This is a genomic window from Butyricicoccus porcorum (genome assembly GCF_002157465.1).
GTDB lineage: Bacteria > Bacillota > Clostridia > Oscillospirales > Butyricicoccaceae > Butyricicoccus_A > Butyricicoccus_A porcorum.
On the sequence record NZ_NHOC01000009.1, the window covers coordinates 39,720 to 63,878 of the forward strand.

Here is a 24,159-nt window from a genome sequence, read left to right on the forward strand (position 1 = left end):
ACCAACGCATTGTCCTCCAACGATTCTTTGTTCAGCCGCCGAAACCGCACGCCGGATATGTGCAGGTTTCGCAGCCTTCACACAGGCCGCCAACTGCCTGTGCAACGATATCTTCGCGTGTGATGCGCTCGCCCGCCAGCAGGCGCGGCACAATCAGGTCAAAAATCGTGCGGCGCGCAAACATGACACAGCCGGGCAGGCCGACAACCGGCACCTCACCCGCATAGGCGAGCATAAACATCGCGCCCGGCAGCACCGGTGCACCATAGCTGACCGGCTCCGCCACCCGGCGGATTGCCGCAGGCGTGCGGTCATCCGGGTCGACCGACATGCCGCCTGTCACTTCGACCAGTGTCGCGCCCTGTGCGATAAAATCGATAATTGCCTGTGCAATCGCCTCTTCCTCATCGCCGGGGAACACCTGCCCGATGACCTCGGCGCCGCATTCTGCCGCCTTTGCGCGCAGCACATCGCCAAAGCTGTCCTTGATGCGCCCCGACTGGATTTCCGAGCCGGTAGTAACGATGCCGATTTTCGCCGGCTTCAACGGCACGATTTCCATCACAGGTGCGTGTGCGGCACAGATTTCCTCAAACCGCTGTACGGTTTCCTCTTTGACCGCGAGCGGGATGACGCGCGTACCTGCGACCTGCTTGCCCTTGCGGATCAGTCGGTCGGGGCGGATGGTGGCAAGACAGATCTCCGGGTCACGGCACAGATCATAAACCGCCGCGCGGTCGATTTTCAAAATGCCGTCGCAGTCCGCCTTTAAATTGATTTTCCCCTCACTGGGTGCGCCGCCACTGATGTTGGCACCGCATACCGCGCGCGCCATGCGCGCCGCCGCGTCATTTTCATGCACATAACCGTCGCCCAAATCCCAGACATACAGGTGGCGCTTGCCCATGTCGAGCAGATGCGGGATGTCCTCCTCCGTGACAATATGCCCCTTTTTGAACGCCGCACCCTTGCGCACGCCCGGGATAATTTCCGTCAGATCATGGCAGAGCACCATGCCGACCGCTTTTTCCGTTTCAATCAGCTTCAAAAAAACTGCACTCCCTTCTGTCTGCCGAGTACGAGCAGCGCTTCCATTACACCGCCCGCGATACACCGCGCTTTATCTGAAATCGTGACGCAGTTGTTTTTCTGCTCGCCGCGCGGGTCAATATCCGCGAGCTTCATGCCCTTCGGCACATCAAAGCCATCGCGCAGGATGCCGCGCAGCACACCGGTCAGGCTTGCATATACCGGTGTTTCTCCCACATAGCCGAGCACCTCGCCCTGTTCCACCTCGTCACCGATGCGGTGTACACCGCGCATGATTCCCGCCGCGGGCGAATGCATGACGCGTTGTGCGCCAAAGCCCTTGATAAGGCCGGGAACACCGGTATTCGGCAGCGCCTGCCCATCATAAATCGGGCGGCCGAGATTGTGCCCGCGCATGGTCTCAATCACGGCATGACAGTCATCCGGCGCGGTGAATCCAGGGCCGAGTGCCACGACAACAGGCGCCATATCTGCGCGCGTGCCGCAATTGCGCTTTGCAATAATCGCGTCGACCAGCGCCGCAGGCTCCAGCTCCGCAAGGCAGTCCGCCTGCTCATCGATGAGCAGCGGAATCTCACCGCGTGCAATCACTTCCCATGCCTGTGCAGGCGTGTCGATGCGGCGGCAGGTGATACCCTCCACCGTCTGCGAGCCGTCATAGACCGCCTCGCAGAACGCGGCCAATCGCCGGATTGCCGCAGGCTGGCGGCATTCCAGTGCAAGCACGGCAATGCCGCAGCGGTACAGATGTGCCAGCACGCCGCTGGCAAGATCACCTGCGCCGCGCACAACGACCAATCGGCTCACGGGCGGATCACCTTGCCCGCCTGGCTCATGGTTTCACAGATCACGTACATATTGGTGACGCTGCCGACTGCCAGTTTTTCAGTCAGTCCGTAAAAATTCAGGCAAGTGCCGCAGGTCAGCACCTCACAGCCCGCCTCTTCCAGCTTTTTGAGGTCAGCAATGGTCTCCGGCACCTCGCTGGACAGCTTCGCGCCGCCGTTATATAACAGCACGGTGTCCGGGACGGTATCCATCTGTGTCAGCGCAAATACAAAGCCCTTCATGAGCGCATGACCCAGCTCGTCATTTCCGCTGCCTATCGTATCAGAGGACAACACGACAACGGTTTTGCCGGATGGTGCGGGCTGGCAGGACGTCGGTTCGTCCGCACGAATTTCCGTCTGTGCGCCCATCGTGATCTCGACAAAATAAGCTCCGTCCTCTGTCGCGCCGTCTGTCACAGCACAGTGCTTCTGCTGTGCCATCTTAGTCAGATTCTGTACGGCAATTTCGTTGTCAACCAGCACGCGGATGATCTCGCCCTCCGCCGCCTGCGCCATCGCCTTTTTTGCCTCCACAACCGGAAGCGGGCACGCCATGCCCTTTGCATCTACTGTCGTCATCCTGTATGTCTCCTTTTTCAAAATCAGTCCTGTGCCTGTGCGGCGGCAGCCTGAAGCGTGTCGCCTGCCAGACGATAGGTTGTCCAGCCGTTCATCGGAACAGCACCAAAAGACCGGTAAAAATCAATGCTCGGCTGGTTCCAATCCAGACAGCACCATTCCATGCGCCCACAGCCCTGCTCTGCGGCAATCTTTGCCACCTGCGTGAACAGTGCCTTGCCATAGCCCTTTTTGCGGTGCTCCGGCAGCACGAAAATATCTTCGAGATAAATGCCTGCGCGCCCGACAAAGGTCGAGAAATTATGGAAAAACAGCGCAAAGCCGACTTCTGTTCCATCCTCCATCGCAAAGATGACCTCTGCGCTCTTCTTTTCAAACACCCATTCGCGCAACAGCGCTTCGGTTGTCACGACTTCATCCGACATTTTTTCGTATTCGGCAATGCCCTTGATAAAAAACAGAATTTTATCGACGTCGTCCTCCGTCGCATATCGAAACTCAACTGGATTCATAAAAAAACTCTCCTTATTTTGTCACAATGATATCACAATCCATACGCGGTACAATGCTGCCGATGATGCCGCAGCGCAGACCGAGCGCACGGATCTCCGCCAGCAGGGCTTCCGCCTGCCGCTCCGGCACGCTCATGAGCAAACCGCCGGAGGTCTGCGGGTCAAACAGAACTTCCTCCAGCGCAAAGTCATCGACCGCAAACCGTACCTTTCCTTGCAGGAAATTGCGTGTGCGCTGTGCCGCCGCGGTCAGCAAAAATTCCTCCGCACATTGGCGCGCGCCGTCCAGCATCGGGACACTGTCCGCACGCACCACCGCCGAATACGCCGGTTGGATCATCTCGCGCAAATGTCCGAGCACGCCGAAGCCGGTCACATCCGTGCAGGCGTGCACTTCATACGGCATCGACGCTTCACACGCCCAGCGATTGAGCGTCGTCATCGACTGCACTGCCGCATCAAACCATTCCTGTTTTGCCTGTCCGACGCGGTTTGCCGTCATAATCAGCCCCACACCCAACGGCTTGGTTAAAATCAGGCAGTCGCCGATGCGGCACGTATTATTCGTGCGGATTTTGTCCGGGTGCACTGTGCCCATGACCGACAGGCCGTATTTGACATCGCTGTCCGCAATGGAATGTCCGCCGACCAGACTTGCGCCCGCCTCGCGCACCTTCTCACTGCCGCCCGTCATAATGGCGCCCAGAATATTCAAATCCATGTTTTCCGGGAAGCAGACGATGTTGAGTGCGGTTTTCGCTGTTCCTCCCATCGCCCAGATGTCACTGAGGGCATTGGCCGCCGCAATCTGTCCGAACAGATATGGGTCTTCCAGCATCGGCGGGAAAAAGTCCAGCGTCTGCACGACTGCAATGTCATCTGTCAGCCGATACACAGCCGCATCGTCCGATGATTCACAGCCGACCAACAGCTGTTCATCGGTCGGTTTGGGCAGCCGGGACAGCACGCGCTCGAGCACGGCTGGACCGAGCTTTGCCGTACAGCCGCCGCCTTTGCAAAACAGCTTGTTTGTTTGTTCCATTTCGTTCTCCTTTGAATAGAATCACGATATTGCAGTATTTCTCTATTATCATACCGCATCTGCGCACATCCCGCAATCATTTCGACAGCAAAACAGCCGCCTGTAGCCAGACGGCTGTTCATCCAATCGGCACGCGATCATGCAGTGCCGGAAATCTTCTGCGAAAGCGCTGCGCTTCGTTGAGATCGAGCTCTGCCACCAGTATCTGTTCCGCTTCGTCCGCTTCTGCGAGCACCGTTCCATCCGGCGCGACTGCCATGCTGTGCCCGGCACCGACTGTGCCGCCGCAGTCACCGGTGTGGTTGCACGCCAGCAGAAAACTCTGATTTTCCAGTGCCCGCGCGCGGCAGAACAGTCGCCAGTCGTCCAGCCGCTGCTGCGGCCAGGCGGCTGTCACCGCGAACAGTGTTGCGCCGTTGTCCACCATGCGCCGAAACTGTTCCGGAAACCGCAGGTCATAGCAGGTGGACAAGCCCACAATGCCATAGGCGGTAAACACCTCGCCCGTATGCCGGCCGGGTGTGAGCAGCATGTGCTCCTGTGAATCATAACCGAACAGATGGATTTTGCGATAGCTGCCGAGCAGATACCCGTTTGCATCGAGCACAGCGGTGGTATTGTACCGTTTCCCATCCGGCGTGCGCTCGACAAAGCTGCCTGTCACAATATGGCTGTGCAGCCGCCGCGCCCACGGCGTCAGGCGGGCAATCGTCAGCCCGTGCAGCGGTTCCTCTTCCTGTGCATAGCGGTCATAATTGCAGAACCCAACGCCCCACAGCTCAGGCAGCATAATAAAATCAATATCCTGACCCTCCAGACCGGCGAGCAGGCGTTCCACACGCAGCCAGCGTTCGGCAGGTGTCTCGCTGTCACAGACACAAAGCTGTATGAGTGCCGCTTTCATTTCAAGTCCTCCGGTGTCCGGTCAACCGTATCCCACGGGCGCGTCTTTTCGAGCCAGCCCTGTACACCCCAATATTCGTGGTCAATCGGTGAAAGGCTGTGAATCTTATATGCCATGCGCAGCAGCTCGAATCTGCGCCGGATGTCGCCCGACGGCACAACCGCGCTGCCTCCCGCGCCGATTTTTTCTGACAGGCGCGCAACATCACGGTCAATGCTCCGTTTGATGCCGGCAGGAACGCCGTTCCAGTCAATCGCACGCACTGCCTTGCCATAGGTCCAGATTTTTCCTACACCCCAGTACGACAGGGAATCCGTCATGTCCTTGAGCGTCGGCTTTATGCCGCCGCCCGCCGCTGTTGTGATTGCAATGGCCTGTTTGGTAAACATCGTCGGGGACGGACGATGCACCATCCAGCGATATGCCATATGGTCAAGCATATTTTTCATCGATCCTGTGACATGGAACACATTGGTCGCACTCGCCAGGATAATCAGATCTGCCTGATCGAGTGCGCGCACAATCGGCTCAACATACTGCCGGTGCGGGCAGTACCGCGCGCTCTGCATAAAGCAGACGCCGCAGCCTGTGCACAGTTCCGGCAGTGCGGACGGCAGGTAAAATTCCCGCACCTCCCCGCCGCATGACAACCGCGAGACAAATTTCTGCGCGATATGCCAGGTGCTTCCATGGCGCTGTGATCCATAAATGAGCGTGATGTTCATACCAAAACTCCGTCGACCGGCAAGGGCTGCCCGGCAATTCCTGCCGGACAGCCCCCCTTGCTTGCTACATCAAAAGGAATCAGTCTTCCTTCTTGTCCTTATCCTTTTTATCCTTCTTATCCTTATCTTTTTTGTCCTTTTTATCCTTCTTGATCTTCTCATCACCGAAGCTGATGCCGATATCGCGCGCTGCCTGTACCAGGTCGTTGTCAACCGGTACGGTCTTCAGCTTGCCTGCGACCTCACTCAGCGGGACTGCAACAATCTGGTCGTTGCGGATCGCTACCATGTTGCCGTACTGCTTGTGCTTAATCAGGCGGGCGGCGCCGGTGCCGAGGCGGGTGGTCAGGATGCGGTCATAGGCATCCGGTCCTCCACCTCTCTGGAAGTGACCCGGATTGACGACACGGATCTCCTGTCCGCATGCCTCGCCCAGCTCACGCGCCAGTCGGAAGCTGATGGACGGGTCGGTCATCTGCGCACGCGCCGCCTTGAATTCCTTCTTGGACATCTGCGCCTCTTCCTGCGAGATCGCGCCCTCTGCAACCGCCACGATGGTGAACGAATGACCATTCTTGCGGCGTTCCTCCAGTTTGGCGACAACCGACTCCAGATTATACGGGATCTCCGGAATCAGGATAATATCCGCGCCGCCTGCAATACCTGCGGTCAGCGTCAGCCAGCCCGCACCGTGACCCATGATTTCAACCAGGAACACGCGGCTGTGCGACGTCGCGGTGGAATGAATCTTATCAATGACATCGGTTGCAATGTCCATGGCGGTCTGATAACCGAAGGTGACCTCCGTGCCCCACAGATCGTTGTCGATGGTCTTCGGCAGGGAGATGACATTCAGTCCCTCCTCACGCAGGAGGTTTGCGGTCTTGGTGGTGCCGTTACCGCCGAGAATAACCAGGCAGTCCAGCTCCATCTTTTGATAGGTAGCGATCATCTTGGTGACCTTATCCACGCCGTTCTCGTCCTTGTCGCGCATATTCTTAAACGGCTGGCGGGAGGTTCCGAGAATCGTGCCGCCGATGGTCAGGATACCGGAAAAATCACGCGGAGACATCAGGCGCACATCGCCTTCAATCAGGCCCCGATAACCGTCGCGGAAACCATAAATTTCAACTTCCTTGCCATATTCCTCGTAAAGCGCCTTCGCAACGCCGCGCAGGGTAGAGTTCAGACCCTGGCAATCGCCGCCGCTGGTCAGCATGCCGATGCGTTTCATGATTTTGCCTCCTCGATTTTCTGTGTTCATCTCCACAGGCTGCGCATCCTTGCTCCCATACGCGCTGTGTCTGCTTTACCGGAGATGATTATTGTTTTTATTATATCAAACTTCCCCTGTTATCGCAATGTATTTTTCGCAATTTGCACAAGCGGATTCCGCTTTTTACCTGTTACCTGGAAAGCTTATCAATAAGAGCCATAATCTCCTTCATTTTTTCTTCTCCGGTACCATTTTCCATGGCATCGAGGACACAGCCCTCGAGGTGGGCGCTGATGATTTCGCGGTTTGCGCGTCCGAGCACTGACCGCGCCGCCATCACCTGATTGGAGATATCAATGCAGTATGCGTCCTCGTCGATCATGCGCAGAATGCCGTCAATCTGTCCGCGCGCGGTGCGCAGCAGGCGGCTGACGTTTTCTTTGTCCGCGCGCATCTCAGCCGCGCTCCGTTCCGGTGACGGTATATCCTGCGTCCGCCACTGCCTTCTGTGCGGCCGCAAGTGCCGCATCACAGTCGCCGGAAAGCTCGAGATAGGCCGCGTTATCCTCCAGCACGACCTTTGCCGAAACACCGTCCAGCGCGTTGAGTGCATCGCTGACGCGTCCGACACAGTGCATGCACATCATGCCGTCAATTTTCAGTGTTGCCTTCTGCGGCGCATCCTCCGGTTCCACACCGGTGACGGTATAGCCCGCATCGGCTACTGCCTGTTTCACCGCCGCAAGTGCCGCATCACAATCGCCGGAAAGCTCAAGATACGCCGCGTTATCCTCCAGCACGACCTTTGCCGAAACGCCGTCCAGTGCGTTGAGCGCGTCGCTGACATGTCCCACACAGTGCATGCACATCATGCCGTCAATTTTCATCGTTGCCTTCATTGTCTGACTTCCTTTCTCTGTTGTCATTGCTTCTGTTTGTGTCTCTATTGTTTGGGGTTCTGATTTCGCATCTTCCTGTCCGGCGCGCGCCAGCGGGCGGAAGCCGCGCAGGCGGAGCGCATTGGTGACAACACACACACTCGACAGGCTCATCGCCGCCGCCGCAAACATCGGCGTCAGCCGCCAGCCGAGCGCGGCATAGAATACACCGGCCGCCAGTGGAATGCCGACGGAATTATAGAAAAATGCCCAGAACAAATTCTGTTTGATATTGCGCAGAACCGCACGCGACAGGCGGACAGCATCTGCGACATCACGCAGGTCGCTGCGCATCAGGATGACGCCCGCGCTGTCAATCGCGACATCTGTGCCCGCGCCAATTGCAATACCGACATCGGCGCGTGCGAGTGCGGGCGCATCGTTGACACCGTCGCCGACCATGGCCACTTTTTTGCCTGCACTTTGCAGCGCGGCAATGTGCGCCTGCTTGTCCTGCGGCAGAACCTCCGCTTCCACTGTGTCAATGCCGAGCTGATGCTGAATGGCAGTTGCCGTCACGCGATTGTCACCCGTCAGCATACGCACTTCCAGCCCAAGGCCGCGCAGCATACGGATGGCCTCTGCACTCGACGGCTTGACCGTATCCATGGCCGCCAGCACACCGAGCAGACCATCTTCCCGCGCAAAATACAGCGGCGTCTTGCCGCCTCGTGTCAGCGCGTCCACTTCCGACGCCACATCGGAAAGATTAATGCCGTTTTCCTCCATCAGCGCCGCATTGCCCGCCAGATACCGGTGTGTCCCCAGTGTAGCCGCGACACCGCGCCCGAAAATCGGCTCAAACGAGACAACTTTTTCCGGCTGAATGTGTTTCTCTTCCGCATACCGCACAACCGCCTCTGCGAGCGGATGCTCACTGTATGCCTCGACCGATGCCGCAATGCGTACCAGCATGTCCTCCGTCACCAGTCCGGTGAGCAGCACATCGGTCACGCAGGGGCGTCCTTCCGTGATCGTACCGGTTTTATCCAGCACAACGGTGTCGATGCTGTGCAGCTCCTCCAGCGCTTGCGCCGATCGGAACAGAATGCCGTTTTCCGCTCCCTTGCCTGTGCCGACCATGATGGCGACCGGCGTCGCAAGACCCAGCGAGCATGGACAGCTGACAACCAGCACGGAAATGCCGATAGACAGCGCAAATTCCGCCGTCGCACCGCACAGCAGCCAGATACCTGCCGCTGCGAGTGCAATTGCCATGACTGTCGGGACAAACACGCCCGCAATGCGGTCTGCCAGCCGCGCAATCGGCGCCTTAGATGCCGCCGCTTCTTCAACCAGACGGATGATCTGCGACAGTGTGGTGTCCGCGCCGACGCGCTGGGCACGAATTTTCAAAAAGCCCTTGCCGTTCACCGTCGCTGTCACAACCTGGCTGCCAATGGTCTTTTCCACTGGGATGGATTCCCCTGTGATCGCCGATTCATCCACGCTCGAGCTTCCCTCTTTGACAATGCCATCCACCGGGACGCGGTCACCCGGACGCAAAACAACAACATCGCCCGGATGCAGTTCGTCCACACCGACCTCTATCTGTCTGCCATCGCGCTCGACCAGCGCCGTCTGCGGCGCGAGCTTCATGAGCGACTCAATCGCCGAGCCGGTCTTACTGCGCGCGCGCACTTCGAGATACTTGCCGACGGTAATCAATGTCAGGATCGTTCCGGCGGATTCAAAATACAAATCCATGTGGTATTGTTCAACCAGCGCCATATCCCCGGCACCCAGTCCGACACCCATGCGGTAAATGGCAAACACGCCGTAAACCAGTGCGGCGGATGCGCCGACTGCAATCAGTGCATCCATATTGGGCGCGCGGTGCCACAGCGTTTTAAAGCCATTGATAAAAAAAGCGCGGTTGAGATAGACAATCGGCAGGCACAGCAAAAACTGTGTCAGCGAATATGTGATGGCGTTTTCAAGCCCGAGGAAAATCCCCGGCAGCGGCAGCCCCATCATATGCCCCATCGAAAGGTACATCAATGGAATGAGAAACGCAATCGACCAGACCAGCCGTGTTTTCATTTCCTTCTGCTGCTGTTCCAGCGGGTTGGCCTGCTGTTCCGCAGCACCCGTTGTACCCTCTTCTTCCGCGCCATAGCCCGCGCGCGCCACCGCCGCGCAGATTTCTCCGACACTTGTCGCTGTATCATCAAAAGAAACAATCATGCGGTTCATCATCAGGCTGACATCCGCCTGCCGGACGCCCTCGACTGCGCGCACTGCCTTTTCGACATGTGCCGAACAGGCGGTGCATGTCATGCCGGTCACGCGGAATTTTTTTTGCTGAACCATTGGCTCACCTCCGTTACGCAATGCCCTTACACCCCCAGGGGGTGTCCCTCTGTGCGTTAGCATACCACAACTTCTCCCATCTGTCAATACTCCCAGTTTTCCTCCCCGATACGGTTTTATGCCACAGGACGAAAAAAGCGGCGGAAGCCTTCGCTTCCGCCGCCTGTATGTCACGAATCAATAATTTTCTGCCTTGACCTCAAAATACGCCTGCGGGTGTGCGCAAACCGGGCAAACCTCCGGTGCCTGCTTGCCGACAACGATGTGTCCGCAGTTGCGGCACTTCCAGATCGCGTCGCCCTCGCGGGAGAATACCACGCCGTTTTCAACATTCGCCAGCAGCTTCAGGTAGCGCTCCTCGTGCTCCTTCTCGATTGCGCCGACCTGCTCAAACAGGAATGCGATGTGGTCGAAGCCCTCTTCGCGCGCTTCCTTTGCAAACGTCGCGTACATGTCCGTCCACTCGTAATTTTCGCCCGCAGCGGCGTCCTTCAGGTTGGCAATCGTGTCCGGAATTGCGCCGTCATGCAGCAGCTTGAACCAGATCTTTGCATGCTCCTTCTCGTTTTCCGCGGTTTCAAGGAACAGCGCAGCAATCTGCTCATAGCCTTCCTTCTTCGCCTTGGATGCATAGTAGGTGTACTTGTTTCTCGCCTGCGATTCGCCTGCAAATGCGGCGGCGAGGTTTGCTTCTGTTCTCGAGCCCTTTAACTCCATCGTGATTCATCCTTTCTCTGCTTGTGTTTTCTGTCGGTTTTCCTGATCCGCACACGTCGGGCACAGGCCATACAGAACCAGCTCATAGCCGGTGCAGCAAACACCGGGCAGTGCCCGGAACTGCTCGGCCAGCGGGCGCTCCGGCCAGACATCCACGACCTTGCCGCACCCGGTGCAGATCATATGCTCATGATACTCCATCGTGCAGTCGAAATGGTCCGAATCTCCGGGCACGACAACGCGCCGGATCATATTATTTTCCGCCAGTTGGCTGAGGTTGCGGTATACGGTTGCAAGACTGATCGTCGGTTCTTTCTGGCGCACCTGCTGGTACACGGCATCTGCCGTCGGGTGCCCGTTTGACTGGTTCACAGCTTCCCGGATCAGCTCTCTCTGCCTGGAATATTTCACCCGTTCACCTCACTTTTCAGTCAATATCAATAACAATTCTTATATTTGAATTATACCAGTTTTGGTATCATATTGCAAGCACAACCACATGCTTCCCCGTTCATTTATCATTATGCACAAACATTGCCCGTCAAATTGTATAGATTGCAGATGAATTCCGTGCCATTTTCTGTTATACTGGATACAACAGATTTGTTATATTTCATCATAACGACGGGAGGGTATTGTATGCTGAACAGTATTGATTTTAACCGCCGCATGACGGACGTTGAGTACCGCCTGGAAACCAAAGCGGTGCGCGGAGAGCTGGCAAATTTACAGCACCGGATGAAAGAGAGCAAGCTGCCCGTCATTGTTCTGTTTGAGGGATGGGATTCCTCCGGCAAGGGCAGCATGATTGCGAACATGATCCAGACGCTCGATCCCCGTTTCTTTAAAGTCCACAATACCAAGGACCCGACACCGGAGGAACAGCGCCATCCATTCCTGTGGCGGCATTGGCTGCGCACGCCGGAAAAAGGCAAGATGGCAATTTTTGACGAGAGCTGGTATCCCGAGGTGTCCCGTGCCCGCATTGAGAGCAACCTGAGCACAGAAGAAGCCTACAGCCGCATGGAAAGCATCAACACCTTTGAGCGCCAGCTGTCACAGGACGGCTGCCTGATTATCAAGTTCTTCCTGCACATCTCCTGTAAAGAACAGGCCAAGCGCCATGCCAAGCTGATGGAGGACAAAAACACGCGCTGGCGAGTCACAGAGCGCGACAAATTCCGCAATAAGCATTATAAAGAATATTACCGCGTCTACGACGAAATGCTCGAAAAGACCAACACGGTCTTTGCGCCTTGGCATGTCATCAGTGCACACGAACGCCGCAGCGCCATGAACGAAATTTACAGCATCATCGTCGATTCTATCCGCACAGCGCTCGACAAGCCGAAGATCATCGTCCCATCGGAATACCAGTCACAGGTACACACCTTCCATCTGGTCAAAAAGCCGAAACTGGATGAGGTTCCGCTGTACCGCCGCATTGAAGAGGACAAATACCGCACGATGCTGCGCCATGAACAGAAAAAACTGTCCAAGCTACACAACATCGTCTATCGGGAACGCATCCCGATTATCATCGCCTATGAGGGCTGGGATGCCGCGGGCAAGGGCGGCAACATCAAGCGCCTGACCTCGGCGCTCGACCCGCGCGGCTATGAGGTAATCCCGATTGCATCCCCCACACCAGTGGAAAAAATGCACCACCATCTGTGGCGCTTCTGGCAGAACCTCCCGAAGGACGGCCACGTTGCCGTGTTCGACCGCACCTGGTATGGACGCGTCATGGTAGAGCGTCTGGAAGGCTTCTGCACAGAAGAAGAATGGAAGCGCGCCTATCAGGAACTGAACGAATTTGAATATGAGCTGGAGAAATGGGGCGCCATCCTCATCAAATTCTGGCTGCATATTGATTCGGATGAGCAGCTCCGCCGCTTCACGGAACGGCAGAATACACCGGAAAAGCAGTGGAAGATCACCGACGAAGACTGGCGCAACCGCGAAAAATGGGATCTGTACGAAACCGCCGTCAACGACATGATCCGGCTGACCTCCACGGAGTATGCACCGTGGACCATTGTGGAATCTCAGGACAAAAAATTCGGACGCATCAAGGCAATCCAGACGCTCAACGACGCCATTGAAGCGCGCCTGTGATGCCAAAACCAGCAGAAAAGCCCATGCCAGCCGGCATGGGCTTTGTTTGTACCTGCAGCACAGATTATCGTCCGCCGAACATCTTCCCGTACTGCGAGCAGACCTCGATAAACTGTTTCATGCTCTTGCCGAGGTATTTGTTCTTGTGCCAGACAATGCTGAACTGGCGGTTGAGCTCGGCATCCGCGACATGGATTTCCGTCAGCGCACCCGAACGCAGGCGGTCAGATGCCAGGCGGCGCGAAATGACCGTCATGCCGAAGCCCATCTCCACGCCGCGCAGGATGGCTTCGCTGTTGTTGCACACCCATTGCGTGTTGATGTGCGGCATAACGCTCTCAAACACCTCGCGTGTACCGCTGCCCTCTTCGCGCAGAATAAACGGGATCTCCTGCAAATCCGCCAGACGGACAGATTTTTTTGCACCAAATGGATTTTTGTCGCGCGCGCAGACCAGTGCCAGCGGATCGTTCATCATGAACTGCGTCACGAGGTCAGGGCTGGTGATTTTGCCCTCGACCACTGCGACATCCAGCTCACTCTTGAGCAGCTGCTGTTCAATGACACGCGTATTGTCTACAACAACCTTTGGCGGCTGATTCTGCGTTTCTGAAATATACCGCTGTAATACACCTCCCAAAATGCATGTACCGACGGTGACCGTCGCGCCGACGCGCAGCATGTCGGTTTCATCCGCATTCCGGAGCCGCAGCTCCATGGCATCATACATCGACAGTATGTGCCGGGCATATTCGCACAACTGCGTTCCGGTCGGCGTAATATACAGCCGCCGTCCCAGGCGCTCAAACAGGCGCACACCATATTGTTCCTCAATTTCTCCAATTGTACCGCTGACAGACGGCTGTGCAATGTGCATCTTTTTCGCGGCTTCACTCATACTTCCACAATCCGCTACTGCCAGAAAGATCCGCAGATTTCGCAAGGTCATTCCCATGTCCTCCTCTGTTTATTGCATGACAGAAAGCCCGTGTCCGGCATCCCCTATATGGGTATATTATACCGCATATGGAAGTTTTGTACAATATATTTTTGTTATATATTTTGCTTTTTGTGCAGATGCACGATGCACAAAAAAAATCCGCCGGGTTGTTTTCCCCCCAGCGGATTTGATTTGCAGTTATTCCTGATCGAGATCGAGGTAGAAGCGCTCGAAATCGTAGCGATGCTCCTTGGAGAACGCGATCGCAGAGCGCGGATGCATGTTCAGGCGTCCGGTCAGCAGGTATGCTGTATTATAGCCCCAGACAATGCCCTCTTCACGCAGCTTCAGCATGTGCTGCTCGATGAAGTGCAGCACCGGGCAGAGCTGGTACTTCGGGTTCTTCAGGAAGCCCATCAGCTGCTCCATCATGCAGTTGCCTGCACCGCGGCCCATGCCGTTCATCGTCGCATCCAGCATGCTCACACCACTCGCACATGCCTCGATGGTGTTGGCAAATGCGAGCATCTGATTATTGTGCGCATGGATGCCGACCTGCTTGCCGTACTGATCCATCTTCTCCAGATACATCTCGGACAGCGCGCGAATTTCCTCCGGATACAGCGAACCATAGCTGTCGACCAGATAGACAGCGTTTGCGGAGCTCTTGCCGATCATATCCAGTGCTTCCTTCAAATCCTCACGGTGTGCCTTGGAAACCGCCATGATGTTGCAGGTAGTCTCATAGCCCATCTTCGCACAATGCTCAATCATTTCGATGGCCGCCGGCATGGTGTTGATATAGGTTGCAACGCGGACAAGATCAATCGGGCTGTTGCTGCGCTCGACAATGTCGCGCTTGTAGTTGGTGCGTCCGACATCCGCCATGACCGCAATTTTCAGATCGGTATCGTTGTCGCCGACGATATCATAGATATCCTCATCGCGGCAGAACTTCCACTTGCCGAACTCCTCCGGGTCAAACAGATCAGCCGATGCCTTATAGCCGAATTCCATGTAATCGACGCCAGCTTCCTGATTTGCCTTGTACAGGTCACGGACAAACTCGTCGGTGAAGTAAAAATTGTTGCACAGGCCGCCGTCGCGGATGGTCGCGTCTACGACACGGACATCCTCACGGAATGTCATCAAATTTCCTCGTTTTGCCATTGCCTTGTTCCTTTCTGTGCCGCTTACAAAAACAGCCTCCTGCAAACGCAGGAGGCTGAATCGCATATCAGCAATATACTCTGATTACTTTGCCATAGATGCAACTTCTGCTGCGAAATCGTCCTGCTTCTTCTCGATGCCTTCGCCCTTCTCGAAGCGGGTATACTTCGCCAGCTTGATGGAGCCGCCCAGCTCCTTGGCTACAGCTGCAATGTGCTTCTCAACGGAAACCTTATTCTCCTTGACAAATGCCTGCTGGAGGAGGCAGTTTTCCTCGTAGTACTTGCCAATGCGGCCCATAACCATCTTCTCGATGATCTGCTGCGGCTTCGGCTTAGCAGCGGTCTTGTTCTCCTCGAGCGCCTGTGCCAGCAGGATTTCCTTCTCCTTATCCAGCGTAGCCTGGTCAACATCGGACTTGTCCATGAACAGCGGGCGCATTGCAGCAGCCTGCATGCCGATGTCCTTGCCCAGCTCAGCGACAACCGGGTTGCCCTTCAGGTTGTCGGAGACTTCCAGGCCAACCAGAACGCCGATGACGCCGCCCATATGGGTGTAGCCAACATTTACGGTGCTGTCGTCGTAGCGAACGAAGCGGCGGATCTGAAGGTTCTCGCCGATGGTCAGAACCTTCTCCTGGAGCGCGCCCTCAACGGTAACGTCGCCCATCTTGCAGTTCTTCAGAGCCTCGACGTCTGCCGGATTTTCCTTGATAACAACCTTTGCAACGTCGGATGCAAACTGCTGGAAATCAGCGTTCTTTGCAACGAAGTCGGTCTCGGAGTTTACCTCAACGATTGCAGCAGCGCCGCATGCGTCGCAAACCTCGATGCAGACAATGCCCTCAGCAGCGATACGGCTTGCCTTCTTGGCAGCCTTTGCGAGGCCCTTCTCGCGCAGGATTTCAATTGCCTTGTCGAAATCGCCGTCAGCTTCCTGGAGTGCCTTCTTGCAGTCCATCATACCAACGTTGGTCTGCTCGCGCAGTGCCTTAACATCCTTTGCAGTAAATGCCATGATGTAATTTCCTCCCTGTTATTCGTCTGGTGTGTGAAAAAAGCCCGCCCGTTCAGCGCGGCGGGCTTTTCTATATTTGGTTCTTATTCAGCAGCCTTTGCTTCTTCCTCTTCGGAAGCGAGCTGTTCGCCCTGCTTGCCTTCCAGGACAGCGTTTGCCATGGTGGAAGAGATCAGCTTGATGGCACGGATTGCGTCGTCGTTACCCGGGATGACATAGTCAACTTCGTCCGGATCACAGTTGGTGTCGACGATTGCGACTACCGGAATCTTCAGCTTGCGAGCCTCAGCGATTGCGTTCTTCTCCTTGCGCGGATCAACAACGAACATAGCGCCCGGCAGCTTCTTCATATCCTTGACGCCGCCCAGGTACTTCTCCAGCTTTGCGATCTCGAGCTGAAGCTTGATAACTTCCTTCTTCGGCAGAAGATCGAAGGTACCGTCTTCCTGCATCTTCTTCAGCTGGTTCAGACGAGCGATACGGGTGCGCATGGTGGTGAAGTTGGTCAGCATGCCGCCCAGCCATCTTGCGTTGACGTAGTACATGCCAGCGCGCTCAGCCTCTTCGCGGATAGCGTCCTGTGCCTGCTTCTTGGTGCCGACGAACAGGATGGACTCACCTGCTGCTGCGGTATCACGAACGAAGAAGTAAGCTTCTTCCAGCTTCTTAACGGTCTTCTGCAAGTCGATGATGTAGATGCCGTTTCTCTCGGTGAAAATGTACTGCGCCATTTTCGGATTCCATCTTCTGGTCTGATGACCGAAGTGCACGCCTGCTTCCAGCAGCTGCTTCATAGAAATAACTGACATTGAAATGTCCTCCTTAGTTTTTTCCTCCGCATCGTTCCTTTTCGGCGGCGACCCCGTTTCCGGAGCACCACGCCGCGTCTCCCGATGCGTGTGTATTTTTCATACTCGTTGATTTTACCATACCGCCGGTCGGAACGCAAGAAAAACTTTTGCTTTCGCGGCAAATTTTACAGTTTTCTGACAGTCGGCCGCATCAGTCGCACCGGTGCTTTTCGTGCTCCCGCGGTGGGCAGCACTCCTGCGGGCAGAAGCTGGTCAGAATAATATCATCCCCGATGCGGCGGATGGCCTCCCATGGAATAACGCAGTCGTTCCGCTTGCCCAGAAAGCCCAGCTTGCCGCGCCCGGGCACAACAATGGCGACCAGGCGGCCGGTACAGGTGTCAATTTCCACATCGCTGACAAAGCCAAGCCGGCTGCCGTCGCCGATACAGATGACTTCCTTGCACCGCAGATCGACAATGCGGCAGCACGACCTGCACCGGTTGTCATCGCAATGCCGTTTGTCCTCACAACGCATTTCAATCCCCCTTTTCCGCCTGGGCGAGCAGACCGCTCCAGAACTGTTCGCTCGTCATGCACCCGTCGCGGTTGCACCGGCGGATACCGGTCAGGCATGCCGGGTCACGCGTAATATGCGCAACGCCCTCCTCACAGCTCAGTGTGGCGACAAAACCGTACTGCTTTACCAGCGCATCCGTTTCATCATTGCATGCACCGTAAGGATAGGTATAGCAGACCGGCTCCGAAATTTCCAGTGAGACAAACAGCTCCTGTGCCCGCCTGGTGTCGCTGAGAAAAGTTTCCTGATAAGACGCCTTGTCTTCGCCGCTCTTGCGCAGGCAGCCGCGGCGCGGGCTGAGTGAATGGAAATCATACGAATGGTTCTGTATCTCCATCACGCCGGAATCCGACATCTCCTTGAGCTGTGCGCCCGTGCAGTACGACCAGACCTCATGTCCGGTGTCATCGCTCGCGGTAAACTGTTCGGTCAGCGTGCCGACCGGTGACAGCACCGCCCGCATGCCATACTGTTTCAACAGCGGATAGGCATTGCTGTAATTGTTGTAATAGCCGTCGTCAAATGTCAGCATTACCGGCTTTTCCGGCAGCGCCGTGCCTGCTGTCACATAGGCCACGAGATCCGTAACCGTGACGGTATGATACCCGCGCTCCGACAAATACTTCAGGTCGTTCTCCAGCATGGACGGGGAAATGACATACTGTCCCGGTGACTTGCCCTCATCCGTCACGCTGTGGTACATCGCAACCGGTATGGAAATCACTTCCGATACCGCCGAGGCCTGCTGTACGTTTCCGTGCGACACGCAGATGCCCGCCGCAGCCAGCAGGCAAATGAGCAGCACGGCTTCCCACCTATGTCTCTTCACCCTGTCCCCTCCTCGAAGGCATACCGCCGGGTATACTCGCCGTCCTCCGCTCGCACGGTCTCGCAGGTATGCTTTGCCAGCAGCTGCATGAGCGGATACAGGTTCACCCAGATTTCATTGTCGGATTCAAACTGGCTCTCGTCAAAAATCAGCTCCAGACCGATGTGCAGATGCGGCGTGACAATATTGCTGACATTTTCCGTTGCGGAATATCCGGTACGCCCCATATAGCCGATGACGTCACCCGCCGTGACGCGCTGCCCCTCCGCAAGTCCGGCGGCATATGGGCGGTCCTGCCGCAGGTGCGCATAGTACCAGTACCGCCTTCCATCATCACTCCGGATGCCCACGCGCCATCCGCCGTACTGATTCCAGCCGAGCATCGCAACGGTTCCCGACTCCACAGCGACAATCGGCGTACCAGTCAGCCCCATCATATCGTGCCCCAGATGCCGACGTTTATACCCATAGCTGCGCGACGCGCCGAAATCGTCCGATTCACTGTAAGAAAAGCCCTTCGCAATCGGACAAAATGCTTTCAGCCCGTATTTGTACTGCCAGACGGTATTTCCCGCATCATCGGTCTGCTGCTCGGAAAAATCACCGAGCAGGCCATCCAGCACCGCGCCATAAGCTTCACGATAATAGGAAAAATATTTCCCGGCCTCCGCCGCGCTCTGTCCGCACTCCATTTCCGCAGCAATGGCGTCCAGATCCGCCGACCTGTACTGCGACCAGTCCCCGCCATACCGGCAGGCGAGCGCAGACAGCAGATCCACCCAGCCGACCTCGCCCTCCGTGCGCACATCCGCCTCCCATGCGCGTTCCAATGCCGCAGCAGGCACATCAAATTGCACATAATGGATATAGTCGCCCGCCGGTACGGCGGTGTCCACAGACATGCGGTATCCCGCAAACACCAGAAGTCCGGCAGCTGCCACAGCTGCGACCGGCAGGAGCCAGCTCCGCAGCCGCACCACGTTACGGCTGCCGGAACGGAACGGCAAAGAAATCCGCAACCGATGCAGACAGATTGCGTGCAATGTCGCGGATATTGCCGCGAATCCAGTTCGCGTCGTCCGGATTGTCGTGGTATGCAATTTCCACCAGCACACTCGGGGCAGTGGTGCGGCGCAGCTCCGCCAGACGTGTCGTCGGGATGATATCGACCTTCTGCGGCGTCGGGGAAATCAGGCTGAGATTGTTCGCAATGATATCCGCGGCGCGCTGCCCCTGTGTGCTGCCTGTGTAATAATATACATCTGTGCCGCGCAGCTGTCCCGCCAGTTCTTCCGGCGCGGCGTTGGAATGCAGCGCCAGATGCAGCTGTGCGCCCGCTTCATTGGATTTCTGCGCACTGGTCAGCGCTGTGTCCTCCGGCGTATTGCGGGCGACGGTAATTCCGGATGCCTCCAGATAGGGAACCATGGCATCCGCAATCAGATTCATATAATATTCTTCCGACCCATTCCCATCATAGAACAGGTTGTATTCCTGTGTTGACGGGCTCAAAAAAACAATCGGCATTGTCCTGCTCCTCTCTTCCAAATGTCATCTCCCCTATCCTATGCACCAGACAGCTCGCTGAATACAAAAAAACCGCCGGAGCAGCACTCCCGGCGGTTCTGATGATCTGATTTAGAATTTGGTCTCGTAGCTGCCGACCGACATGTTGATGCCTTCCTTGCGGCTTTCTTTACCGAAGTTGTCGACAGTCAGCTTATCCTTCGGCGTATGGCTGATGGTGCCCGCACCGTTGATGCAGCCGCCCTCACACGCCATGCCCTCGATGAAGTTCTCTGCGAGTTTGCCCATTTTCGCCTTGAGCAGCGCAACCTTGCACTGTTCGATGCCGCTGCACACGGCAACCTTCGGCTCGAAGTCGATGTTCTGCTCCTTAATGCTCTGCGCAACCGCCTCGGTCAGACCGCCGGAACGCGCAAAGATACGGCCGAAATACGATGCATCGTCCGTCGGCAGTTCGCCCTGCTCCTCCGGCGGAAGGCCTGCCGCATCCAGCAGCGCCTGAAGCTCCTCGAATGTGATGACGCAGTCAATCCAAGGCTTGACGGTGTCCAGCTTCTGCTCGTATTTCTTCGCGGTGCAAGGCCCGATAAAGACCGTCTTGACCGGCCACGCACTGTTTTCCTTGATGTATTTGCCCAGCTCTGCCATTGGAGACAGGTTGTGCGAAATATGCTCCGCCATTTCCGGCACATGCTGCTTGATATAGCGCACGAATGCCGGGCAGCAGGACGACGTCAGGAAGCCCTTTTCCGCCAGCTCCTTTGATTCCTTCTTTGCAACCATGTCCGCACCGAGTGCCGCTTCGACAACGTCGTGGAAGCCGAGATGGCGCAGTGCCTGCTTGACCTGTCCGACTGTCGCGCCCTTGAACTGAGAGGCAATGGCCGGAGCAACAATCGCAACGGTGTAATAGCCGCGGTGATCTGCCTGCTGGATGAGCTTGATCGCGTCTACCATATAAGAATTATCGACGACCGCACCGAATGGGCACTGGCTGACGCAGGCGCCGCAGCTGATGCACTTGTCGTAATTGATCTCCGCCTTCTGCTGGTCGTTCATCTTGATCGCACCGACCTTGCAGCTGCGCTCACACGGACGGACATTCTCAGTAATCGCACCGTACGGGCAGACCTTTGCGCAGCGTCCGCAGTGAATGCACTTGTCCGGATCAATCTTTGCGCGTCCGTCATCGCCCTTGCTGATCGCACCGCGCGGGCAGACCTTCATGCAGCGGTGTGCCAGACAGCCGCGGCAGGAGTTGCTGACCGAATAACGGTCGACCGGACATTCGTCACAGGCGATATCGATGACCTCGATGACATGGCTTCCGCGTTCGCCGCCGAGGGCGTTATGTACACGCTCACCGACAATCGCGCGCTCCTTATAGACACAGCAGCGCATGGTTGCCTTTTTGCCCGGAATAACCTCCTGCGGCACGGTATAATAACAGTCGTCCAGCCTCTCCTGCAATGCATGCTCTGCGACGGCGCGCAGAACCTTATATTTTATTAACTGTACGTCGGTTTCAAAGCTTCTCATGAACAGTTCTCCCTTTCCCTGCATTGGAAGTTTGTCTTATTCTTAACAAAATGTATTGTATCGTAACAAAGGTTGGTTGTCAATCTCACCGCTCTCTGTCTGCGGCTTCGAAAATGATAATGTTTTGTGTATGCTTTGAGAACGTGTTTTTATTTTTCCAGCCCGAGTGCAAGCGCCAACGCGGAATAATCATTCACCTCTTTGGCAACCTGCATAGTTTTCGGACGTTCTTTTGTGGGATTATACCAAATCGTGTCGATGCCAAAATTTTCTGCGCCCCGGATATCCGCCTCGAGCGAATCTCCCACCATGACGCATTCGCGCTTATCCGGGCAGCCCAGTTCCGCAAGGGCGAGCTGAAAAATTCCGGCAGCCGGCTTGCCGACACCCGCCCGCTGGCTGGTAACGACCGCATGCGTATATTCCAGCAGACCGGCACACTTCAGCCGGTTGTATTGCGTCAGATCGGAGCCGTTGGTCAGCACGCAGACGCGGTACTGGCGATAGATGCGCTGCCACAGCTCACGCGCGCCGTCATACAGGATATCGCCCTCGGCAATGCGCTGCACATTGTACGCGGCCACCTGTTCCGCCGTGACGCCGTCCGGAAAGGTGCGCCCCAGCTGTGCCATCAGGCGGCGGAAGCGTTCGGGACGCAGCTGCTCATGCGTCAGCCTGCCCTCTTCCAGTTCCTTCCACGCCGCCTTGTTTACCACACGGTAGCGCTGATACATGTCCTCATCCGCCTCAATGGAAAATTCCTGCATGGTGCGGAAAAACGCGCGGCGCTCACAGGCCGGGAAGTCGAAAAATGTCCCATCCATGTCGAGCAGCACGCAGCTCCAGCGCGTCCTGCTCACTCTGCTGTGCGGAACTGCGCAATGCCGGTGGCATATAAGCTGCCGCCCTGCGCATCCATCGATACGATTGCCGGGAAGTTTTCCACGGTCAGGCGCTTGACCGACTCGCAGCCCAGCTCGTCATAGGCGACAACCTCGAGCGACTTGACCGAATCGGCAATGACCGCGCCCGCGCCGCCGATGGCGACCATGTACACACAGCCATATTTCTGCATGGCATCGTGTACCGCCTGATTGCGCACGCCCTTTCCGATCATGCAGACCTGACCCTTTTCAATCAGAGTCGGGGAAAACGGATCCATGCGTCCAGAGGTTGTCGGCCCACAGGAGCCGATGACCTGTCCCGGCTTTGCCGGCGTCGGACCCGCATAGTAAACAACAGAATCCTGAAGGTCGAACGGAACTGCCTCGCCCGCTTCAAGTGCCGCAAGAATCTTCTTGTGTGCCGCATCGCGCGCCGTATATACCGTACCGGTCAGGGAAACCGTATCACCTGCCCGCAGGATGCCGACATATTCGCGCAGCTGTGATGTATTCAGATCATAATGTGCCATTTGATAAACCTCTTTCCTGTTGGTTCTCGTTTCATTATATCAGGGAAACCGGTGAAATACAACTGAAACGCACAGAATCTCGTGCATGCGCTTGCAATCATCCGGACGCAGTGCTACAATATTACAGTCTTATTTACTCGCATATTTTTTCTGGGAGGAACCAAAGTATCCATGATCAGCATCAAAGACATTGACGAGGCGGCGCAGCGCTTACAGCCAGTCGTTCATTATATTCCGCTTGCCTCTTCTACCACGTTTTCCGGCATGACCGGCGCAGAAGTTTACCTCAAGTGTGAAAACCAGCAGAAGACCGGCTCCTTTAAGGTGCGCGGTGCATATAACAAAATTATGAAGCTGTACGAGAGCGGCGAGCTGACCTCTGTCATCGCCTCCTCCGCGGGCAACCATGCGCAGGGCGTTGCCTTCGCAGCAAACAGCATCGGCATCCCGGCAACCATCTGCATGCCGCGCTCCACGCCGATTGCAAAGGTTTCCGCGACACGCGGCTACGGCGCGAATGTCGTGCTCTCCGGCTCGTGCTATGATGATGCCTATGCCAAGGCGATGGAAATCGTCGAGGCGACCGGCGCGACGTTCATCCATCCATTTGACGACGAAGATGTCATGGCTGGTCAGGGCACCATCGGCCTTGAGATTCTGCGCGATCTTCCGGCCGTCGATGTCATCCTTGTTCCGGCGGGCGGCGGCGGACTGCTGTCCGGTGTCGCGGCCTGTGTCAAGCAGATCAACCCGCGCATCCGGGTCATCGGCGTACAGGCAGAGGGCGCTCCGGCCATTGCAAATTCATTCCATCAGGACGGCATCCATCCGTCCGAATCCGTCCACACGATTGCCGACGGCATTGCGGTCAAGTGCCCGGGCACGAAAACGATGGAACACATCAATGCCTTTGTCGATGACATGATTACTGTATCGGATGATGACATTGCATCCACCATCCTGCTGCTGCTCGAGCGCACCAAGCAGGTTGTCGAGCCGGCAGGTGCCTCTTCCCTCGCCGCACTGCTGTCCGGCAAATATGACTTCAGCGGCAAAAAGGTTGTCTGCCTGCTGTCCGGCGGCAACATTGATGTGAGCTTCATCCACCGCATCGTCGAAAAGGGTCTCGTCACCCGCTGCCGCCACATGAAGTTCTCCATCGTCATGCCGGATGTTCCCGGCTCGCTTGAGCGTCTCGCCGGCATCATTGCATCGCAGAACGCGAACATCATCATGTTCCAGCATGACCGCGTCAACGCAAACCTCGACATCGACGAGGCGATTGTCCATGTCGTCTGCGAAGTCGGCGGCAAGGAGCACGGTGAAGCACTGATGCATGCCATCGAAAACAACGGCTACAAGGTCACACTCGGCGAAAACCCGTAATTGTATCTCCACGCAGAAAGGC

The 24,159-nt window shown here is 56.4% G+C and carries 25 protein-coding genes; 2 read left to right on the top strand and 23 right to left on the bottom strand.

Annotation, left to right across the window (positions count from 1 at the left end; genetic code table 11):
- Positions 1-31: 31 nt before the first annotated feature.
- The 12 genes from CBW42_RS10380 to CBW42_RS10435 form a co-directional block, all read right to left on the bottom strand.
- Positions 32-1,048, bottom strand: a complete 1,017-nt coding sequence (locus CBW42_RS10380) for a molybdopterin-binding protein (RefSeq protein WP_087020998.1) — start codon at positions 1,046-1,048, stop codon at positions 32-34.
- Positions 1,045-1,857, bottom strand: a complete 813-nt coding sequence (gene yqeB / locus CBW42_RS10385) for a selenium-dependent molybdenum cofactor biosynthesis protein YqeB (RefSeq protein ID WP_087021001.1) — start codon at positions 1,855-1,857, stop codon at positions 1,045-1,047. Before yqeB ends, CBW42_RS10380 begins: the two co-directional genes overlap by 4 nt.
- Positions 1,854-2,459, bottom strand: a complete 606-nt coding sequence (gene yedF, locus CBW42_RS10390; RefSeq protein ID WP_087021004.1) for a sulfurtransferase-like selenium metabolism protein YedF — start codon at positions 2,457-2,459, stop codon at positions 1,854-1,856. The genes yqeB and yedF overlap by 4 nt, the downstream gene beginning before the upstream one ends.
- Before the next feature lie 23 nt (positions 2,460-2,482).
- Positions 2,483-2,971 (bottom strand): GNAT family N-acetyltransferase, encoded by a 489-nt coding sequence (locus CBW42_RS10395; protein ID WP_087021007.1) that lies wholly within the window; start codon positions 2,969-2,971, stop codon positions 2,483-2,485.
- A gap of 13 nt (positions 2,972-2,984) precedes the next feature.
- Positions 2,985-4,013 carry a selenide, water dikinase SelD gene (gene selD / locus CBW42_RS10400; RefSeq protein ID WP_087021011.1) on the bottom strand — a complete coding sequence of 343 codons (1,029 nt, stop codon included), beginning with the start codon at positions 4,011-4,013 and terminating at the stop codon, positions 2,985-2,987.
- Between the two features lie 118 nt (positions 4,014-4,131).
- Positions 4,132-4,917: a nitrilase-related carbon-nitrogen hydrolase gene (locus CBW42_RS10405; protein WP_087021014.1), complete on the bottom strand. Its 786-nt coding sequence runs from the start codon at positions 4,915-4,917 to the stop codon at positions 4,132-4,134.
- On the bottom strand, positions 4,914-5,642 hold the full coding sequence (locus CBW42_RS10410; protein WP_087021017.1) for a flavodoxin family protein: 729 nt from the start codon (positions 5,640-5,642) through the stop codon (positions 4,914-4,916). The genes CBW42_RS10405 and CBW42_RS10410 overlap by 4 nt, the downstream gene beginning before the upstream one ends.
- 79 nt (positions 5,643-5,721) lie before the next feature.
- Positions 5,722-6,876 (bottom strand): 6-phosphofructokinase, encoded by a 1,155-nt coding sequence (locus tag CBW42_RS10415; RefSeq protein WP_087021020.1) that lies wholly within the window; start codon positions 6,874-6,876, stop codon positions 5,722-5,724.
- Positions 6,877-7,048: 172 nt separating this feature from the next.
- A complete protein-coding gene (locus tag CBW42_RS10420; protein WP_087021022.1) occupies positions 7,049-7,312 on the bottom strand; it encodes a metal-sensing transcriptional repressor in 264 nt (87 codons plus the stop codon).
- A gap of 1 nt (position 7,313) precedes the next feature.
- On the bottom strand, positions 7,314-10,109 hold the full coding sequence (locus tag CBW42_RS10425) for a heavy metal translocating P-type ATPase (protein WP_087021025.1): 2,796 nt from the start codon (positions 10,107-10,109) through the stop codon (positions 7,314-7,316).
- A gap of 177 nt (positions 10,110-10,286) precedes the next feature.
- On the bottom strand, positions 10,287-10,826 hold the full coding sequence (gene rbr / locus CBW42_RS10430) for a rubrerythrin (RefSeq protein WP_087021028.1): 540 nt from the start codon (positions 10,824-10,826) through the stop codon (positions 10,287-10,289).
- A 6-nt stretch (positions 10,827-10,832) separates the two neighbouring features.
- Complete coding sequence (locus CBW42_RS10435) at positions 10,833-11,237, bottom strand: Fur family transcriptional regulator (protein ID WP_087021031.1); 405 nt, start codon at positions 11,235-11,237, stop codon at positions 10,833-10,835.
- Between the two features lie 228 nt (positions 11,238-11,465).
- On the opposite strand from CBW42_RS10435, the gene pap reads away from it, so the two are divergent.
- Positions 11,466-12,944 (top strand): polyphosphate:AMP phosphotransferase, encoded by a 1,479-nt coding sequence (gene pap, locus CBW42_RS10440; protein WP_087021033.1) that lies wholly within the window; start codon positions 11,466-11,468, stop codon positions 12,942-12,944.
- Between the two features lie 64 nt (positions 12,945-13,008).
- Here the strand turns inward: pap and CBW42_RS10445 are convergent, their stop codons facing one another.
- The 11 genes from CBW42_RS10445 to CBW42_RS10495 form a co-directional block, all read right to left on the bottom strand.
- Positions 13,009-13,893 (bottom strand): LysR family transcriptional regulator, encoded by an 885-nt coding sequence (locus tag CBW42_RS10445; protein WP_165761141.1) that lies wholly within the window; start codon positions 13,891-13,893, stop codon positions 13,009-13,011.
- Positions 13,894-14,082: 189 nt separating this feature from the next.
- Positions 14,083-15,054 carry an aldolase catalytic domain-containing protein gene (locus CBW42_RS10450; RefSeq protein WP_087021039.1) on the bottom strand — a complete coding sequence of 324 codons (972 nt, stop codon included), beginning with the start codon at positions 15,052-15,054 and terminating at the stop codon, positions 14,083-14,085.
- A gap of 84 nt (positions 15,055-15,138) precedes the next feature.
- Positions 15,139-16,071: a translation elongation factor Ts gene (tsf, locus tag CBW42_RS10455; protein WP_087021042.1), complete on the bottom strand. Its 933-nt coding sequence runs from the start codon at positions 16,069-16,071 to the stop codon at positions 15,139-15,141.
- A gap of 83 nt (positions 16,072-16,154) precedes the next feature.
- A complete protein-coding gene (gene rpsB, locus CBW42_RS10460) occupies positions 16,155-16,880 on the bottom strand; it encodes a 30S ribosomal protein S2 (protein ID WP_087021045.1) in 726 nt (241 codons plus the stop codon).
- A 193-nt stretch (positions 16,881-17,073) separates the two neighbouring features.
- The gene (locus CBW42_RS10465) at positions 17,074-17,400 is read right to left on the bottom strand and encodes a PRC-barrel domain-containing protein (RefSeq protein ID WP_087021048.1); all 327 of its coding nucleotides are present in this window, start codon (positions 17,398-17,400) and stop codon (positions 17,074-17,076) included.
- A gap of 1 nt (position 17,401) precedes the next feature.
- On the bottom strand, positions 17,402-18,271 hold the full coding sequence (locus CBW42_RS10470) for a polysaccharide deacetylase family protein (RefSeq protein ID WP_133058297.1): 870 nt from the start codon (positions 18,269-18,271) through the stop codon (positions 17,402-17,404).
- Positions 18,268-19,278, bottom strand: a complete 1,011-nt coding sequence (locus CBW42_RS10475) for a M23 family metallopeptidase (protein ID WP_242969852.1) — start codon at positions 19,276-19,278, stop codon at positions 18,268-18,270. The genes CBW42_RS10470 and CBW42_RS10475 overlap by 4 nt, the downstream gene beginning before the upstream one ends.
- Positions 19,253-19,798: an N-acetylmuramoyl-L-alanine amidase family protein gene (locus CBW42_RS10480; RefSeq protein ID WP_087021054.1), complete on the bottom strand. Its 546-nt coding sequence runs from the start codon at positions 19,796-19,798 to the stop codon at positions 19,253-19,255. The genes CBW42_RS10475 and CBW42_RS10480 overlap by 26 nt, the downstream gene beginning before the upstream one ends.
- Positions 19,799-19,909: 111 nt before the next feature.
- Positions 19,910-21,337 (bottom strand): 4Fe-4S dicluster domain-containing protein, encoded by a 1,428-nt coding sequence (locus CBW42_RS10485; protein WP_087021057.1) that lies wholly within the window; start codon positions 21,335-21,337, stop codon positions 19,910-19,912.
- Positions 21,338-21,486: 149 nt separating this feature from the next.
- A complete protein-coding gene (locus CBW42_RS10490; RefSeq protein ID WP_087021059.1) occupies positions 21,487-22,173 on the bottom strand; it encodes a YjjG family noncanonical pyrimidine nucleotidase in 687 nt (228 codons plus the stop codon).
- Positions 22,174-22,193: 20 nt separating this feature from the next.
- Positions 22,194-22,751: a FumA C-terminus/TtdB family hydratase beta subunit gene (locus CBW42_RS10495; RefSeq protein WP_087021062.1), complete on the bottom strand. Its 558-nt coding sequence runs from the start codon at positions 22,749-22,751 to the stop codon at positions 22,194-22,196.
- Positions 22,752-22,925: 174 nt separating this feature from the next.
- On the opposite strand from CBW42_RS10495, the gene ilvA reads away from it, so the two are divergent.
- Entirely contained in the window at positions 22,926-24,137 is a 1,212-nt protein-coding gene (gene ilvA, locus CBW42_RS10500; RefSeq protein WP_087021283.1) for a threonine ammonia-lyase, read from the top strand.
- Positions 24,138-24,159: the final 22 nt, after the last annotated feature.